This window comes from Luteolibacter sp. Populi, assembly GCF_040801775.1.
Classification (GTDB): Bacteria; Verrucomicrobiota; Verrucomicrobiia; order Verrucomicrobiales; family Akkermansiaceae; genus Haloferula.
This window is the reverse complement of the sequence record NZ_CP161812.1, coordinates 487,793-505,308: the sequence shown is the minus strand read 5'-3', so window position 1 is coordinate 505,308 and position 17,516 is coordinate 487,793. Positions and strand designations below refer to the sequence as shown.

The following is a 17,516-nucleotide window of genomic DNA, read 5'->3' as shown; positions in this document are numbered from 1 at the left end:
CTCACTTCCTCACGCTGCTTTTCAAAGGCCGCATGGGGGTAAGGGGGCTTATGGATCGGAAGAGGCATTGAATTCAGGAAGAATCTCCTTGGGCGCGCCGGAACGAACCGAAGACCCGCCAGCAAGGTAACCAGAGCAGGCCGCCCCGCCCGAGGCTGACTCGTAAGAGGCTTACTGTCAGCAGATTCAAACTGATTTTTCTAACCGGGCGAGCACTCGAACCTTGCCCGCACCAGCCTCCCGGCTATTCTCCCTCCACCCACGGGCGGTCCTCCCCCTCCCGGCTGTTACACCCCCCATGTCTCCCCTGCGCCACCCCCTCATGGCGTTTGTCGGTTGGCTTGCATTCGCGAGCCCATCGAGAAGCGATGTCGTGATCAGCGAGATCCAGTCCTCGAACGAGTCCACCGTGCTCGACGACGATGGCGATGCCTCGGACTGGGTCGAACTCCTCAATCGCGGCAACTCCGCGGTGAATCTCGCGGGGTGGGGACTCTCCGACCGGCAGGATGACCCTTTCAAGTGGAAGCTGCCCGCGGTGAGCATCGGGCCGGGCGCACGGCTGCTCGTCTGGTGTTCGGGGAAGGACCGCAGCGGCACCGGCAGCGGGCTGACCGCGGATTCTCCCGATGACATTCCGGGCCTGGTGCTCTGGCTGCGGGCGGAAGGTGAAAGCCACTCCAACGGCGAGGCGACGACGACCTGGACCGACCTCAGCGGACGGGGCAACCACGGCACCGCACCTTCCAGCGCCACCCGTCCCGTCTTCCGCACCAACCGCCTCAATGGCAAGCCGGCCTTCCAGTTCACCCGCAGTTCCTCGCAAGCATTCCGCCTGCCGGTGGCCCCCTTCAACGGCCTGCTCAACCTCCACAACTTCACCTTCTACAGCGTGGCGAAGTGGACCGGCACCGGCTCGCCCTCCGGCATCTTCGGCGCATGGAATGCGAGCGACAGCAGCACCGACACCGCGCTGGAGATCGACCTGAATGGCGAGGCGCGCTTCCGGGCGGGATTGATGAGCCCCATCGGCAAGACCGCCGCCGTCGCGGGTAACGAGTGGTCGGTGCTTTCGACCACGATGGCCGGCTCGCTGGACGCGCCGCTGGCCCGCCTTTTCAAGAACGGCCGGCTGATCGGCTCGCGGGCGCAGAGCCCCGGCACGGTGCTGCTTTCCCAGCTTCAGGAGATGGCCATCGGCAGCGCCAAGACCGGCCGCAACCTGGATGGCGAGATCGCGGAAGTCCTGCTCTACGACCGCCCGCTGGCGGCGGCGGAGCTGGCATTCCTGGATATCCACCTCGGCACGCGCTACGTACTGGCCGGGGCCACGCTGCCGCTGGTGCCGAAGATCCACACGAGCTTCAGCATCGATGCCAACGGCGAGGACCTGGTGCTGACCCGCCCGGGCGGAGTGACGGAGGATCTCGTTCCCGCGGCCAAGATCCCGCAAGGCGCGAGCCGCGGGCGCAGCCCGGAGAACGGCAGCGCGCTGGTCTGGTTTGCCACGCCCACACCGGGCGAGCCGAATGGTGCGACTTCCTACGGCGCGCCACTGGTCAAGCCGGTGCTGTCCGAGCCGCGCGGCTTCAAGGAGACCAGCTTCCAACTCGCGATCACCCACCCGGATCCGGCGGCGACGCTGCGCTACACGCTGGATGGCAGCGAGCCTTCTCTAACGAACGGCAGCACCTACTCCGCCCCGCTTGCCATCGCGGCCACCCGGATCGTGCGGGCGGCAGCCTTCAAGACCGGTGCCCTGCCGAACCGGCAGATCGCCACCTGCTCGTACTTTTTCCTCAGTGACATCGTGGGCCAGAAAGGCACCCCGCCGGGCTATCCCGCGGAGTGGGGCGATTTCTCTTCGATCAGCTATGGCATGGACCCGGCCACGACGCAGCAGGCGGGCTACGCGGCCAGGATGAAGACGGCGCTTTCCGCGCTACCCACGCTGTCCCTTTCGCTCTCGACGGCGGACGCCTTCGGACCCTCCGGCGTCTACTCGAACCCGGAGACGCCTTACGAGAAAATCGTCTCCGCCGAGTGGATGAGCCCGAGCCGCTCCTTCGACACGCAGATCGACGCCGGGCTGAGCATCCACGGCGGGGCCAGCCGCTTCTTCGCGAAGACGCCGAAGAAGACGATGCGCCTGCACTTCCGCGGCGAGCTTGGCGAAGGCCGGCTGCGCGCCCCGGTGCTGGCCGATGGCGGCACCGCCCTGGCCGACTTCAACACGCTGGTCCTGCGCGGGAACTTCAACAACTCCTGGGTCCACATCGCGACCTCGGAACGGGCCCGAGGCATCCTCTTCCGCGACCAGTTCATGCGCGATACCCAAGCCTTGATGAACGGTGGAGTGGCCTCGCACGGGAACTTCGTCCACCTCTACATCAACGGGAAATACTGGGGCATCTACAATCCCTCGGAGAAGCCCGATGCGGCCTTCTCCGCCACCAACTACGGCGGAGAGCCCGAGGACTACGACGCGATGAATCACAACGGCGTGGTCAGCGGCGATAACATCGCCTGGAACGCCATGCGCGCCATCGCCCAGGCCGGGCTCGCCACGCCCGCGCAGTATGCGGCGATCCAACAGTATCTCGAGATCGACCCCTTCATCGACTACATGCTGCTCAACATCTGGGGGTCCAATCAGGACTGGCCGGACAACAACTGGGCCGCCACCCGCCTGCGCCGGCCCGGGGCGGGCTACCGCTTCTTCGTCTGGGACGCGGAGAAGACCATGGAAAGCGTCACCTCCGGCAGGACCACGCCGCCGGATAGCGACTTCGCCCATGACAATCCCGGCGTGCTCTACATGGCACTGCGCCAGAATGCGGAGTTCCGCCTGCGCTTCGCCGACCGCGTCCAGAAGCATTTCTTCAACGGCGGCACGCTGACCCCCGCTCTCCTCGCCCAGCGCTTCTCATTCCAGGCGTCAAAGGTCAGGATCGCGGCCTTCGGCGAGCAGGCCCGCTGGGGCGCTTACCGTAACACGATCCTCGACTATGACGGGCCTTCGCCGGTCTACACGGTCGATACCCACTGGATCGCGGAGCGCGACCGGCTGCTCAATAGCTACTTCCCGGCCCGCACCACGAACGTGCTGGCGCAGCTCAAGACGGCCAACCTTTACCCGGCGGTCAATGCCCCGGCCCTCAGCCAGCATGGCGGCCAGATCACCGCCGGGCAAACCATCACCATCACGGCGGGTGCCGGCACCATCTACTACACGCTCGATGGCAGCGATCCGCGCGCGCCGGTCAGCGCCGCAGTCTCGGCCAGTGCCCTCCCCTACTCGTCCGCTCTGACGCTCAACGGGCCGAAGACGCTCAAGGCGCGAGTCCTCAGCGGAGGAACGTGGAGCGCTCTAACAGAATCGGAATTCTACACCGTCCTGCCCGAAACGAGATTCCTGCCGGGCGGCAGCGCGGACTGGTCATCGAACCCCAACTGGACCACCACGCCCTACCCGAACGCCCCCGGCGAGCGCGCGCTGGTCCACGCCCCCACCGCCGCCGATCGCGATATCAGCCTGCGTGCGCCGGTCACCATCGGCAGCGTCCGCTTCACCGGAACCGACGACCTGTTCCGCAACCGTGTCCGCGACCAGCTCACGGGAAATACCCTCACCTTCAATGGCGGTGGCAAGCATGCGCTTCTCCAGTCGGATGGCACCGGCTTGGGTTACGTCGAGCTCGAGGTCAACGCGGGCAACGTGCTTGCGACCAGCCTCGAAGTGCAGGTCAACCACTTCGGTGGAGATCAGGAGTATGGGGCGCTGCGCCTGCGTGGACCCTGGAGCGGCCCCGGAGGGATTCGCAAGACCGGCCCCGGCATCGCCACCATGACCGGGGACGGCAAATACTTCACCGGTCCCCTCCTGATTCAGGAAGGCGTGCTGCAACTCACCGGGCCGGCGACCCCGCCGTTCGCCTCCGCGGTCTCCGTGAGCCCGGGCGGGCAGCTCCGCCTGACCTCGGGCAGCGACCCCGGGGAGCTGCGCTACTATGGCCTCGACATCCCGCTCGCGATTGCGGGCAACGGTCGCAGCCCCTTCATTCCCACCACCCCCGGCGGCCCCGAGTTCGGCAGGCTCGGAGCGCTCCGCTACGATCCCGGTAGCGACGGGAACCACGCCATCCTTGCCTTCCCCGTCGAACTCACCGCGGCGGCGGGAATCCATGTCGAGGGCCCGCTCAATCGCCTCGGACTTTCCGAACCGCTGGTGCCGGTCTCGCGTGCCTTGTCGAAATCCGGCAGCGGCATCCTGAGTCTGAGTGGCGACAACAGCGGCTTCACCGGAGCCGTGACCGTCTCCGAAGGCAGCCTCGAACTTTCCGGACCTCTCGGCTCGTCCGTGAGCCTGGGCATCAGCGGCACCCTCACCGGCCACGGCAGCACCGGCCCGCTTGCCGGAAGCGGCACCCTCAAGCTGGACGGGAATATTCTAACAGCCCCGACCTTGAACGGCACCGTGATTACCGCGGTGCTCGCAAACCCGGGATCGCCGTCCTACCTCGTACCTTGGGCAGCGGGCAATGGCCTGCTGTCCGTGGATGCCATCGCCGTGCCGCCGAAGTCCTGCCGGATCTACCTTCCGAATCCCGGCAGCAGCTTCCGCGGTGTGCTTTTCGCGCCATCCGATGTCGATCTGGCCGCGGTGCTGCACGCGACCCCGTGCGAGGTTTATCAAGCCAATGGTCCGGGCTGGTCGCTGGTTCCGAGCGCACAGGTCGCCACGATGCCCGAGTCGGCCGACTTCGGCAGCGGCCCGGTGACAGGGCGCATCGTCGAGGTCCGGCTCGGGGCAGCACCGGCCTCCTTCGCGGCATGGCAAGGGCTCGCGTTCCCGGTCGCAAGCGATCGCAACTCGCCCCTGATCGGCGGCCCCGATGCCGACCCGCGGCACGGCGGCATTCCGAACCTGCTCCGCTATGCATTGGGCCTTGGCTCCGGCGATGACCCGAGCGAGGGCCTGCCACGGCTCGCCCGTCTCGATGATCGCTGGCAATTCCGATTCCCCTTCGATCCCGGCCGCGACGACATCGACTGCGTGGTCGAGGCGACGAGCGAGCTCGGGAATTGGGGCAACGCCGAGGTGCTGTTCGATTCGCGCCACGACTTTGCGAGGGAACGCGACAATGGCTGGATCGTCATCGAGACATCGTTCTCCGAGTCCCAGCGCTTCTTCCGGCTACGGGTGGTGCAGAGGTAGGCGCGAATCGCGATGGCAGGGATCGCTCTCCGAGCGGTCCCTGCCTTTCGTGGATTACGCCATCAGGTCCTTCACCACGTGTCCGTGAACGTCGGTCAGCCTGAAATGGCGGCCGGCGTAGAGGTAGGTGAGACGTTCGTGATCGATGCCGAGGCAATGCAGGATGGTGGCCTGGAGGTCGTGAACGTGGACGGGCTTGTCGACGACGTGGTAGCCGAGGGCGTCGGTTTCGCCGTAACTCTGGCCGCCCTTGATGCCGCCGCCGGCCATCCACACGGTGAAGGCGGACGGGTGGTGATCGCGGCCGAGGGCGCGTCCGAGCGTCGGGTTGGTTTCGACCATCGGGGTGCGGCCGAATTCACCACCCCAGACGACGAGGGTCTCATCAAGGAGGCCGCGCTGCTTCAGGTCCGTGACGAGGGCCGCGCTGGCCTGGTCGGTGGCCTTGCACATGTTGCTGTGATTCCCGGCGAGGTCGGAGTGAGCGTCCCAACCTTCATGGTAGATATTGATGAAGCGCACGCCGCGCTCGACCATGCGCCGCGCGAGCAGACAGGCACGGGCGTAGGTGGGCTTCTTGATGTCGTCGATGCCGTACATCTTCAGGGTCGCCTCGGTCTCGCCGGAGAGGTCCGTGAGTTCGGGAGCGCTGTGCTGGAGACGGAAGGCCATTTCGTGCGCGGCGATGCGCGTGGAGATCTCGGGATCGCCCACGGTATCGAGCTGCATCCGGTTGAGCTCGGCGGTGGCGTTGATCGTATCGCGCTGGAGCTTGTCATCGACGCCGCGCGGGCTGGCGGTATTGAGGATCGGATCGCCGGAATTGCGGAAGCGCACGCCGGAATGGACGGTCGGCAGGAAGCCGCTGGACCAATTGGCCGCGCCGCCGCTGACGCCGGCACCGGTGCTGAGGACGACGAAAGAAGGGAGATTCTCGTTCATCGAGCCCAGGCCGTAAGTGACCCAGGAGCCGATGCTGGGGCGACCGGGCTGGAGGAAGCCGGTATTGAAGAAGATCTGGGCGGGTGCGTGGTTGAACTGGTCGGTTTTGACCGACTTCACGAAGCAGAGATCATCGGCGATCTTGGCCGTGTGGGGTAGGAGTTCGCTGACCCATGCGCCGCTCTGGCCGTGCTGCGCGAACTTGAAGCGGGACGACATCACCGCGGCGTCCGGCCGGATGAAGGCGAGCCGCTGGCCATTGGTGACGGAGGCCGGCAGGGGCTTGCCATCGAGCTTCGCGAGCTCCGGCTTCGGGTCGAAGAGATCGAGCTGCGAGGGCGCGCCGGCCATGAAGAGATGGATCACGGACTTGGCCTTGCCGCGGTAGTTCGCGCCGATCGGTGCGGGTGATGCGGAGAGGGTCTGGATGAGCGAATCCCCCATCAAGGCGGCAAGACCCATCTTACCGACGCCGAGCCCGCACTCGCGGAGGAACCAGCGGCGGCTGACCGAATTGCCCGGCAGATGCTGCCCTGCGAAAAGTGAGTTGTGGCAGTTCATCGGATCAGTTCTTGGTGATGGTCTCGTCGAGATTGAGGAGGATGCGGGCGACCGTCATCCAGGCGGCTTCATCGTCGGTCGAGCCCGCGGGCATCAGCTCGCTGGTCTTCAGCTCGCCTCTGGCCAGGCGGTCGAGCTGGCTCTTGTGAAACGCTACCAAGGTGCCGACCTCGCTGGCCTCGGGAGGACGGGTGAGGCAGCGTTGGAAGGTGTAGATCGCTTTCTCCTCGGGCGTGGCGGAGAGAGCGGCGACTTTCTTGCCGAGGACTTGGGCGGCTTCGAAGAAGACCTCGTCATTGAGAAGCACGAGCGATTGCAGCGGCGTGTTCGCGTTCTCGCGGCGGGCAATGCAGGCTTCACCGGTCGGGGCGTCGAAGGTGATCGAGGACGCGAAGGGGGCCGAGCGCTTGGTGAAGATGTAGAGCGCGCGGCGGTAGCGGTCTTCTCCTTGGCTGACTGGCCATGACATCCCGCCGTAGGCGGCTTCCGTGACGCTGTTCGGCTGCGGCGGCCTGACCGAGGGGCCATACATCTTGTGCGAAAGCAGCCCGGCGGCACTGAGCGAGAGATCCCGGATCATCTCGCCCTCCACGCGGACACGGGGGCCGCGGGCGAGCAAGCGGTTCTGTGGGTCGGCTTCGAGGAGTTCCGGCGTGAGCTTCGAGCTCTGCTTGTAGGTGGCGCTGGTGACGATCAGGCGATGGAGCTTCTTCATCGACCAGCCCTGCTCCATGAAGTCCACGGCCAGCCAATCGAGGAGTTCCTGATTGCTCGGCATCTCGCCTTGGAAGCCGAAGTCGTCCAAGGTCTTCACCAGACCGCTGCCGAAGAAGGCCTGCCACTGGCGGTTCACGGTGACGCGTGCGGTCAGCGGATGGCCGCGTGACACGAGCCAGCGCGCGAAGCCGAGACGGTTCTTCGGCTCCTTTGGATCCATCGGCGGAAGGAAGGCGGGCACGTCCGGATGGACGGCTTCGGCAGGCTGCATGAACTCGCCGCGGTTGTGGCGGAAGGTCTGGCGCGGGTGCTGTGGATCGCGCTCGACCATCGCCAGAGTGGGCGTGGAGGAGAGCGGCCTGAGCATCGAGCGGATCGGGTTGCTGTGCTTGGAGAGTTCCGGGGTATTCAGCAGGAAGTGGCGGAACAGCCGGTCATGCTCGCCGGCGATCTTGCTGGCATCACCGCTGGCGAGGACTTCCTCGATGCCCTCGGGCAGGATGCGGGCGGGTGCCTTGCCCGGCGTGGTGGTGGCGGAGAGGCGGAACTTTCCGAGCGTGGCGGCGTAGTGGCGGCCCATCCGCAACTCGACGGTGAGCTGGCGCGCGGCGGGCACGGGCTCGGCGAGATTGAAGATGGCCTGGCAGTCTTCACCGATGCGGCCGCCGGGGCCCCAGCCGGTGAGGTCCTGGTCATCGAAGGCGAGCGTGGGATTGCCGTTGTTGCTGGCGGTCGCGGTGGCGATTTTGAGCTCGCGGCCATCGGCCTTCACGATGATGTCGTAGAGCAGGAAGTCCCCCTTCGGACCCTCGTAGTAGGTCCTGCCGGGCCCATTGCCGGGCAGGCGCTTGTCGGCCAGCGCTTCGAGCCGGATCGCCGCAAGACCGGCGGGCGGATTGTCGAAGCTGAGGACGAAGCGGTCGTCCTTCGTGGTGTCCCCGGAGACGAAGACCGACTTGTCACTCTCCAGCGTGAGCACGGGAACATTCGAGTCCATCTTCGCCGGCTTGAGCATGGTCCACGGCACGGTCCCGGCGCGGGTTTTGGTGAGCCATGAGTCGAAGGCGAGCTTCACGGCATCCTCCGTGCCGCGCTGCGCTTTCTCCGGGCCGCTCACGGAAAGACGGACACGGCCGATGGTGTGCGAGCCGCCGTATTCCTGAACCAGCTTCACCATGAAGTGAGGCGAGCGATCGGCGGCGACCGGTGTCTTAAAAGTGAAGGTGGCATCCTTGTCCGCCTTGATCGGCACGCCGTCCTTCTGGACCGCCCAGCCGGTGTCGGGCTTGCCGTCGATCGCCGCGGATGCCGGGAATCCGGGCTGCTCCACTTCGGCGGTCGCGCTGGCGAGTTCGACGGGTTCCCATGCCGCGCCCGCCCGGTCCGCGCGGGTGAAGACCTGGATTTCGCTCAGCACGAAGTTGCCGTGGGAAGTGCGTCCCGGGCCACCGGAGACGATCCCTGCATCAGCCAGGGCATCCAAACGGATACGATCGATCACGCGCTGCTGGGTATCGAAGTAAAGGGTGTAGGTGTCCTTGTTCGCTCCGGGGCCGGTGAAGAGCGCGGATTGGTCGGGCAGGATCTGCGCCTTCTCTCCGGTGCCGGTTTCGACGGAAGCCAAGGTGGCCGCCGGCGGGGCGGGCGCGGGCCATTTATCCGGAAGGCCGGCGATGAGATCGGCGACCTCCTTGTCCCGGGCGGCCTGACGCTGGGGCAGGGTTGGATCGGGGAGCTGATAGTTGATCTCTTCCGTGTTATTCAGGAAGGCCATCAGCTGGAAATACTCCGTGTGCAGGATCGGATCGTACTTGTGGGTGTGGCACTGCGCGCAGCCTACCGTCATGCCCAGCCAAGTGGTGCCGGTCGTGGCCACGCGGTCCGTCATCGCGTGGTAGCGGAATTCCAGCGGATCGATGCCGCCTTCTTCATTGAGCATCGTGTTCCGGTGGAAGCCGGTCGCGACGATGTCATCGGGCGTGGCATCCGGCAGCATGTCCCCGGCGAGCTGCCGGATCGTGAATTGATCGAAGGGCATGTCCTGGTTGAGCGAGCGGATCACCCAATCGCGCCATGGCCAGATGCTGCGCTCCTGGTCCTTCTCGTAGCCGTTCGTATCCGCATAGCGGGCGAGGTCCATCCAGCGGCGGGCCCAGCGTTCGCCGTAGGCGGGCGAGGCGAGCAAGCGGTCGACCAGACGCGCGTAGGCGTCCGGGGCGGTGTCGTTGACGAATGCCTGGGTTTCTTCCGGCGAAGGTGGCAGGCCGGTGAGGTCCAACGACACCCGGCGGATGATCTGGTATTTGCCGGCCTCCGGGGAGGGCTTCAGCGTCCCGGCCGCGAGGCGCTTGCCCACCAGTTGATCGATCGGATTCTGCGTGTCTCCGGCTGGCAGCGCTGCCTTCACCGGCGGCACGAATGCCCAGTGATCCTTGTATTCCGCGCCTTGGGCGATCCACAGGCGCAGGATCTCGCGTTCGCGGTCGGACATCTCCATCTTCGCGCTCGCGGGCGGCATGATCTCCTCCGGATCGGTGGAGGACAGCCGCTTGATCAACTCGCTCTCGTCCGGCTTGTGCGGGACGATCGCGATCTTCCCGGACTCGCCCTTGCCCAGAGCGGCGGCGCTGAGGTCCAGACGGAGCTCGCCCTTGCGCGTGCCTTCATCCGGACCGTGGCACTTGAAGCAGCGGTTCGAGAGGATCGGCCGCACGTCCTTGCTGAAATCCACGTGTTCGGTCTCAGCGGCTCCGAGAGGAGCGAGAGCAAGCAGCGGAAGGCAGCAGGACAGGAAGAGGACTTTCAAAACAAAGAAATGAGGTGAGACCGCAGACGCGGCGAATACCCTAAGCTACCTGAATGCCTTTCACGGATCTACCTATAGGAACAGGGAGGGTCCGAAACACCCAAATAGGCTGGGAGCTTTGATCTACTTGCAAGCTCTGCGGAGCCATTCCACTTGTAGGACAGCATCCGGGCGGAAACCCGGTTCGCTCTTTTTATTAAATACCCATGATCGGCTGGAGCTTCGGCATTTATCGGCAAATCAACGGCGGCGATTCCCCTGCCACTTTCGACAGCAAAACCGGGGTTATCCTCGCTTATTGGGATACTGAACTGCGAGGGCTCGATTGGATCGAGACTTTGGTCGCACGGGGCGAGGCTCTATGCTTGGGCGGAAACGGCTATCCGGTGGTTTTTACAGCGCCGATCGAGCACCTGCGCCCGGTGCTCTGCGGCGAACTGCCTTGCCTGAAGCCGCATAGCAGAACCAAGGTGAACTTGGAGGAGCTGGACCGCTGCACGCCGGTGGAGTGGGCGCTCATCCGGATTTTCGATCTATCTTAGATCGCCCGGTTCAGCACAGCGCCCAGAAGTCCGCGCCATCGCGGTAGCCGGCCTCGCGGGCCATGCGGCGGATATCGTCGCGCGCACCGGGCGTTCCGGCGGCACCGAGCATGACGGCATCCCGCCACTTCTTGCCGAACTCATCCAGCCCGGCCACCGGGGCACCGTGGATTTTCTCGCCGATCCGGCGCGGATGGACCTCGAAGAAGCCCTTCACCTCGATGCCCCGCAATTGCAGCTCCTGGGCGATGGTTTTGCCGATCGGTCCGGCCCCGGAGATCACCACGCCGCGCTCGCGGATGGCGGGCATGCGGGCCAGGAAGTGGGCGCGCATCTTGTTGCGGAAGGTATCGCCGTAGCGCGGGTCGCTGCGGGTCAGGCGGCCCGGCGAATCGCGCCAGCCGAGCAGGGTTTCGGGGACCTTGCCGAAGATGGATCCAGCTTCGAGGAGGCGTAGCCAGAGGTCGTGATCTTCCGCCCATGGGACTTCCCGGTAGCCGCCTGCGGCGCGGATCGCGGACTTCCGCATCAGGGCGCTGGGGTGGACCAGCGGATTCTCGATGAAGCGGGCATTCGCGATGGCTTCCGGCTCCACCAGAGAGTTCACCCACGCGACGTGGCGTGACATCCCCTCGCCCAGCGGAGTGAGGATCTCCACGCCGCTGCCAATCACGTCGAGATGGGGCAAGGCCTGCGACATTTCCCACTGCCGCTCGAGGCGCTGCGGGTGGCTCACGTCATCGGCATCCATCCGTGCCAGCCACTCCGCCTGCGCGACCCGTCCCGCCGTTTCCGAGGCTGCGACAACCCCGCGCGAGCTCGCTTTCAGAAGCGTTACGCGCTGGTCGGTGGCCGCGAAGTCCCTGACCACTCCGGCGGAATCGTCGGTCGAGTGATCGTCCACCGCGAGCAATTCCCAGTCGGTGAAAGTCTGCGCCCGCACGCTGGCCAAGGCCTCCGGCAAGGTCGCCGCGGCATTGCGGAAGGGCATGACGATGGAGATGAGGGGCAAGGGAAGTTCCAGGTAGGGGCAAGGGAAGTTCCAAGTAAGAAGTGCCAAGTCACAAGGAACAGCAGCCCATTCCCCTCCCACTCTCGTTTAAGAATTAGTGCTTAGTAATTGGTAATTTGCCTTCTCAGTCTCCGAGGCCGCGGGCGAATGCTCCCGACTCATCGAAGACGATGATCATCGGGCGGCAGCAGATTTCGCAATCGTAGTCGACCTCGGTTGGCAGTTCATCGAGGGAGGGCATGACCACTTCGAAGCTCTCGAAGCAGGTGGGGCATTGCACGAGCACGGTATCCATGGGGGCGAGGCTGCTACAAAAGCTCCGCAAAAGCCAGTTTGACCGGAAGTCAAATCGTGTTAGATCCCTTGTATGTATCGCCGTATTCCGGCGTTGCCAGAACCAACCGAACCACCAAATCCATGAAAATTCACCAACTTTTGGCGCTCGCCGCCCTGCCGCTTGCCTTTGCCGCCTGCACCAAGTCGGACAAGGCCGAAGCCGAAAAGAAGATCGAGAAGGCCACGGAAGACGCCAAGGCCGCCGGTGACGACGCCGCCGCGAAGATCAAGCAAGCCGCCGCGGATGCGGAGAAGGCAGCCAAGGACGGCGTCGACAAGGCCAAGGCCCTCGGCGATGACGCTGCGGCGAAGGCCAAGGCGGCGACCGAGGACGCGAAAGACAAGGCTGCCGACGGGCTCGACAAGGCCGCTGACAAGCTCCGCGAATAGCATTCGCCGGTTTTTTCCATGGAGTCCCGGAGCTACCGAGAGGCGGCTGCGGGACTTTTCGTTTCCGGGGGATGGCAGTGTTTTTCCGGAGGTCCGCCCCGCGAATCTTCCATATTGGCGTCCATTCGCGGTTTCAAAATTCATGTGCGGTGGTCCTGAAGGCAGCGCTTTCCCCGCTTGCAATACCGGTCCCGGCAGGAAACAGTCACGCCGTCCGCATCGCCAATTTTTCCGCCCATGACATCCCGCATCGCTTGGCTCGCCCTCTTGGCCGCCGCTGGTCTTTCCCCGGCGCAGGAACCTGCCCCGGCTCCGCCCGCCCCTGCACCCGCGCCGATGCCGGCACCGGCGCCGCAACTGCCGCAGGGGGCCTTCGAGGTCAACGGGATCGCCGCGCTGGTCAACGGCCGGGTGGTTACCAAGAACAAGGTGGGTTTCATGCTCTCGAAGACCTATCGCGAGCTGGCTACCATGTTCCCGCGCCGCGGGGCCGAATTCGAGCGCCAGGTGCTGGAGGCCCGCGAGAACATCCTGCAGGAGCTGATCGACCGGGAGATCATCCTTTCCGAGTTCAAGGCCATGGAGGCCAAGGGTGCCGCGCTCCCCGACCACGTGGTCAAAAAGGAGATCGACCGGCAGATCCGCGAAACCCACGGCGGGGACCGGGCGGCCTTCGAGGCGCAGCTTTCGCTGTCCCGGATGACGATGGATGCCTACTCGAAGATGGTCCGCGACCAGTTGATCGTGCAGGCGATCCGGTCCGAGCACATCGCCGAGGTGGCACCGCCCGACAACAAGGAGCTGGCGAAGGAATACGGGGAGGTGAAGCTGCTGATGCGTGACCAGTCGAAGGACAAGATCACCTTTCACAAGCTCTTCCTGCCGCGCCAGGACACCCAGAATCCTTTGGCCACGCCGGAATCCCAACTGGCGCTCGCCGAGCAGATCGCCACGGAGATCAGGACCGGAGCCGATGTGGCGGAGCTGGCAAAGAAGCATTCCCGCGACGCTTTTGCGGCGGAGGGCGGATTCCAGAAGGATCTGCCGCGCACCGATCTGGCACCCGAGTTCGCCGCGGTCATTTTCGCAGGCAAGGACGGCGAGGTGCTGGGGCCGCTGGAAGATCCGGCTGGCTTCACGGTGGTGAAGATCATCCACATCACCTACGGGCCGACGCCGCCCCTGTCCGATCCCGAGATCCGGAAGGGCATTGAAAACCGGGTGACCGGCAAGAAGTCCGCCGTTGCCTACGAAAAGTGGATCGAGAAGAAGCGGCGCGCGGCAAGCATCCAGAAGAAGATCTGACGGAGCGATGCCCCGTGTGCTGATTACCTTGGGAGATCCTGCCGGGATCGGTCCGGAGGTCGTGGCGAAGGCGCTGGCCTCCGGCCTCTTGCCCGCGGGCTTCGATTTCCAAGTGCTCGGGGAGACCACCGGGGCGACGCCGGGACAGCCGGACGAGCGTTCGGCGCGGCAGGCTCTGGCGGCGCTTGAGATGTCCGTGGAATTGTTGAAATCGGACGCGGATGCGGTCGCGGTGGTGACGGCTCCGGTGTCGAAAGCGAGCCTGCAGGGGGCGGGATTCGCGTTTCCGGGACAAACGGAATTTTTCGCAGATCGTTTTGGTTGTGTTGACTTTACGATGTGCTTAAGCGGTGCCACGCTGAACGTTGGACTGGCGACGATTCACATTCCGCTCGCGAATGTTTCAAGCAGCCTGACGCAGGAGGCAATTATCCGGAGTGGGCGGCTTCTGGCGGACTTCGCGCGGCGGCGTTTCCGGCGGGAACCGCGGATCGCGGTGGTGGGTCTGAATCCCCACGCGGGTGAGCAAGGGCGCTTCGGCGACGAGGAGGAGCGGGTCATCGCGCCGGCGATCGCGAGCCTGAACCGGGAGCAGCCAGGGGTCTTTTCCGGGCCGCACGTGCCGGATGCGATCTTCCGGCGGGCGGCGGCGGGCGAGTTCGACGCGGTGCTGGCGATGTATCACGACCAAGGGCTGATCCCGCTGAAGTTGCTGGATTTCGATACCGGGGTAAATGTCACCCTCGGCTTGCCGAAGCCGCGCACCAGCCCGGACCACGGGACCGCGTTCGACATCGCCGGCAAGGGCATCGCCCGGCCGGACTCGATGATCCACGCGATCCGCCTGGCCTGCGAACTCGCCTGATCCCTATTTCATGCTCTACGACAGCACTGCCGATGTGATCCGGAAGGCCCTCCGCGGTCTGGACATGGCTCCCTCCGATGCGGCGGCGCAGGCCGGATTGCCGGAGCGTGAGGTGCTGGCGGCGAGCCGCGGGAAGGTGGATGGCGAGTTGCTGCGGAAGCTGGCAGCGCCGCTGGGGCTGGACGCGGAGGCCTTGGCGGGATTGCCGGCATATTGGCCGCCCCCCTGCCCTCTGGCGGAGGTGCGGGGGCTGGAATTGCCCTTCGACGATGAGACGGTGAATGCCTGGCTGATCGAGGATGGCCGAGGCGGGCACGTGGTTTTTGATGCGGGTGACGGCAGGCTGGATTTGCGGCGTGCGCTGGAGGATTTGGGAATCCGGGAGGTGGATGTGCTGATCACGCACGCGCACGGGGATCACACCGGCGGCTTGGCGGGACTGGGGGATATGGCGCGAAGCGTGGCCGGTCCCGCGGGTTTCGAGGAGAGGGTGAAGCCGGGAGATGAACTCTCGCGAGGCGCGCTATCGATCCGGGTGATCGATCTTCCGGGACATTGTCCGGGGGCGCTCGGCTATGTGGTGACGGGCTTGGGAGTGCCGCTGTGTGTCACGGGAGATGCCTTGTTCGCGGGGTCGATGGGCGGCTGCGGACCGGGCGAGCCGTATCGGGAGGCTTTGGATGCCTTGAGGGCGGCGGTAATGAGCCTGCCGGATGAGACGGTGCTGCTGACCGGGCACGGGCCGGAGAGCACGGTGGGGAGCGAGAAGAGGGGGAATGTTTTTTTAGCGGGTGCCGGTAGGGAGCCCGTTCCGGCCGCTTGATTTGGAGCATCACCTCGGGGTGCTTCACGGCAGCGAGCTGCCTGCCGAAGGCTGCGGCGAGCCGCAGCAGTCCAAGGTGGCGCTCTGGAGAGCCGCCCTACTTCCGGAGGCCCTTGGGGCCTTTGATATCGGGTTCGTCGAACTCGATGTAGGTGATCGACTTGGTGCGATACTCGCCGCCCTTGTCTTCGAGGGTGTTCACGCGCATCTGCTTGATGGTGTAGCCTTCTCCGCCAGGTACCTTCATCACCTTGTTGACCTGGAATTCCTTGATCGGCTTGCCGGCGCGGTCGTGGGCACGGACTTGCCAGAAGGCACCGTACTGCTTGTGGACCCAGACGTAGACCTTGGCGAAGGCACCGTCATTGCCGGGATTGGTCAGGGCGATGCGGTAGCAATCAGCCCCGTTCACCTTTTCTTCGCCCTCCAGCTTGGCACCGGGCCAGTAGAGGAAGCGCAGGGTGAGATCCTCGTAGGTGACATCCGTGCCGGCGATGGGGGCAGCGAGCTTGGAAACGGGGAAGGCGGCGGTCTTGCCCTTGTCGTCGAGAGTGAGGAGTTCGCACTTTTCATCGCCCAGGCGGATGTGGAAGCGCTCGTTGTTGCCGAGGTAGAACTGCATGTTGCCGTCCCGCACGAACATGGTGATGGGGACCTTGGCGTCCTTGCGGATCACGCCGTTGAGGTTCATCTGCTGCACGGTGGCGGAGAGCCGGATGCTCCGGATCATCCGGGCCGCGTCGGGGGCCTGCGCGCGGAGCGGGGCGACGGCGGCGGCGAAAAGGGTGGCGGCAAGGAAGGCTTTCATGGCGATGCCGGAGCATGGTCCGGAAATGCTACTTTTGCAAGCGCGAGGCCGGATTCACAAAAAGAGCGTCCCGGATGACCGGGAATTTTCAAATTCCTGCCATTAGGTGCTTGATGGAAGACACACCGGCGAAGTGGAATTCAGCCACCGCCCCAACAGCGTCCCTTTTGCACCCACGATGAGCCTTCGTACCCAGCTTACGGAAATCCTGCCACCCCTGCTTCCGAGCAACCCTGCCGAGTCGATCAAGGGGACCGAGCTGATCCGCTTGGCACGATTCCAACTGAACGGGGCGTATTCGGATGCCTCCCTACGCTACCATTTCTCGATCATGTCCTGCGATCCGGCCTCGCCGATCGCGAAGGTCGAGAAGGGTCAGGGCTACTACCGGCGGACGGCCCCGGTGCCGGCGCTGACCGGCGCGCAGGAGCTGCTGGCACTGAGCCACGGGCGGCTGGATGAATTCGGCGCGGACCACGAGGCGGTGGACCAGGCGCTGGAGCGGCTGCGGAAATTCCGCGCCGTGGTGATGCGCTACTACGACGTGAACGGACGCTTCCCCTTCGTTTTCCGCCAGGCCTTCACCCACGAGTCGCCGCTCGGCAATCTCTGGAAGTTCCCGGAAGTGGCCCTAGTCGATTGGGAAACCGGCGATGCACCCGATGGCGAGATGGCGCTGGACCCGACGATGCTTTCCCTGAAACAGCGGATGGGCCTGCCGCCCTTCCGCCTGCACGCGGCACGGCTGCGGATCCAGCCCTCGCTCGACAGCTTCCGCGAGGACTTCTTCCAAGCGCTGTCGTCCTCGATCTGGGCCCAGGGCGGCGAGTTGATCTATGCCGCGCCGATCGTGGACGAGGCACTGGCCGACGGCCTGCGGCGCCTGAACGCAGCCTTCGGCATCGGCGTGATCTCCTTCGGCCTGACACCGCAGGCGCTCGACGATCTGCCGCGTCCGGCGAACATCCTGAACGCGCATCCCAAGGAAACGGAGGCGCTGATGGAGCGTATCGACGTGCACCGGCTTGCCGCGCCGCACTCGCGCCAGCACATGGACTGGCAGGCTCTCGATGGCCTGCGCCGGGAGAGCCCGGAGATCGAGCGGCTGATCCAGTGGCTATCGTCCTGCATCAGCAATGGCCGGGCGGAGGCATACAAGGAGGAGGGCTGACCGCCTTCGTCCGTCTTGGG

At 65.2% G+C, this 17,516-nt stretch carries 12 protein-coding genes; 7 read left to right on the top strand and 5 right to left on the bottom strand.

Annotated elements, in window-relative coordinates:
• Positions 1-298: 298 nt before the first annotated feature.
• Positions 299-5,218 (top strand): chitobiase/beta-hexosaminidase C-terminal domain-containing protein, encoded by a 4,920-nt coding sequence (locus ABWK72_RS01980; RefSeq protein ID WP_367873102.1) that lies wholly within the window; start codon positions 299-301, stop codon positions 5,216-5,218.
• Positions 5,219-5,272: 54 nt separating this feature from the next.
• Here ABWK72_RS01980 and ABWK72_RS01975 read toward each other — a convergent pair whose 3' ends face one another.
• On the bottom strand, positions 5,273-6,721 hold the full coding sequence (locus ABWK72_RS01975; protein ID WP_367873101.1) for a DUF1501 domain-containing protein: 1,449 nt from the start codon (positions 6,719-6,721) through the stop codon (positions 5,273-5,275).
• A 4-nt stretch (positions 6,722-6,725) separates the two neighbouring features.
• On the bottom strand, positions 6,726-10,244 hold the full coding sequence (locus tag ABWK72_RS01970; protein ID WP_367873100.1) for a PSD1 and planctomycete cytochrome C domain-containing protein: 3,519 nt from the start codon (positions 10,242-10,244) through the stop codon (positions 6,726-6,728).
• Between the two features lie 206 nt (positions 10,245-10,450).
• Between ABWK72_RS01970 and ABWK72_RS01965 the strand changes: the two genes are divergently transcribed.
• On the top strand, positions 10,451-10,786 hold the full coding sequence (locus tag ABWK72_RS01965) for a hypothetical protein (protein ID WP_367873099.1): 336 nt from the start codon (positions 10,451-10,453) through the stop codon (positions 10,784-10,786).
• 10 nt (positions 10,787-10,796) lie between these two features.
• Here ABWK72_RS01965 and ABWK72_RS01960 read toward each other — a convergent pair whose 3' ends face one another.
• Together ABWK72_RS01960 and ABWK72_RS01955 are read right to left on the bottom strand one after the other, a co-directional pair.
• Complete coding sequence (locus tag ABWK72_RS01960; RefSeq protein ID WP_367873098.1) at positions 10,797-11,798, bottom strand: glycosyltransferase; 1,002 nt, start codon at positions 11,796-11,798, stop codon at positions 10,797-10,799.
• Positions 11,799-11,922: 124 nt separating this feature from the next.
• Positions 11,923-12,093: a CPXCG motif-containing cysteine-rich protein gene (locus ABWK72_RS01955; RefSeq protein ID WP_367873097.1), complete on the bottom strand. Its 171-nt coding sequence runs from the start codon at positions 12,091-12,093 to the stop codon at positions 11,923-11,925.
• Positions 12,094-12,215: 122 nt separating this feature from the next.
• Between ABWK72_RS01955 and ABWK72_RS01950 the strand changes: the two genes are divergently transcribed.
• The 4 genes from ABWK72_RS01950 to ABWK72_RS01935 all read left to right on the top strand — a co-directional run bounded on the left by ABWK72_RS01950 (position 12,216) and on the right by ABWK72_RS01935 (position 15,517).
• A complete protein-coding gene (locus ABWK72_RS01950) occupies positions 12,216-12,524 on the top strand; it encodes a hypothetical protein (protein ID WP_367873096.1) in 309 nt (102 codons plus the stop codon).
• A gap of 237 nt (positions 12,525-12,761) precedes the next feature.
• Positions 12,762-13,829, top strand: a complete 1,068-nt coding sequence (locus ABWK72_RS01945; RefSeq protein ID WP_367873095.1) for a peptidylprolyl isomerase — start codon at positions 12,762-12,764, stop codon at positions 13,827-13,829.
• Positions 13,830-13,836: 7 nt separating this feature from the next.
• Positions 13,837-14,694 carry a 4-hydroxythreonine-4-phosphate dehydrogenase PdxA gene (gene pdxA, locus ABWK72_RS01940; RefSeq protein WP_367873094.1) on the top strand — a complete coding sequence of 286 codons (858 nt, stop codon included), beginning with the start codon at positions 13,837-13,839 and terminating at the stop codon, positions 14,692-14,694.
• 10 nt (positions 14,695-14,704) lie between these two features.
• On the top strand, positions 14,705-15,517 hold the full coding sequence (locus tag ABWK72_RS01935; RefSeq protein WP_367873093.1) for an MBL fold metallo-hydrolase: 813 nt from the start codon (positions 14,705-14,707) through the stop codon (positions 15,515-15,517).
• 97 nt (positions 15,518-15,614) lie between these two features.
• Here the strand turns inward: ABWK72_RS01935 and ABWK72_RS01930 are convergent, their stop codons facing one another.
• Positions 15,615-16,325 (bottom strand): outer membrane lipoprotein-sorting protein, encoded by a 711-nt coding sequence (locus tag ABWK72_RS01930; RefSeq protein WP_367873092.1) that lies wholly within the window; start codon positions 16,323-16,325, stop codon positions 15,615-15,617.
• A 178-nt stretch (positions 16,326-16,503) separates the two neighbouring features.
• Between ABWK72_RS01930 and ABWK72_RS01925 the strand changes: the two genes are divergently transcribed.
• Complete coding sequence (locus ABWK72_RS01925; protein ID WP_367873091.1) at positions 16,504-17,496, top strand: hypothetical protein; 993 nt, start codon at positions 16,504-16,506, stop codon at positions 17,494-17,496.
• Positions 17,497-17,516 lie beyond the last annotated feature (20 nt).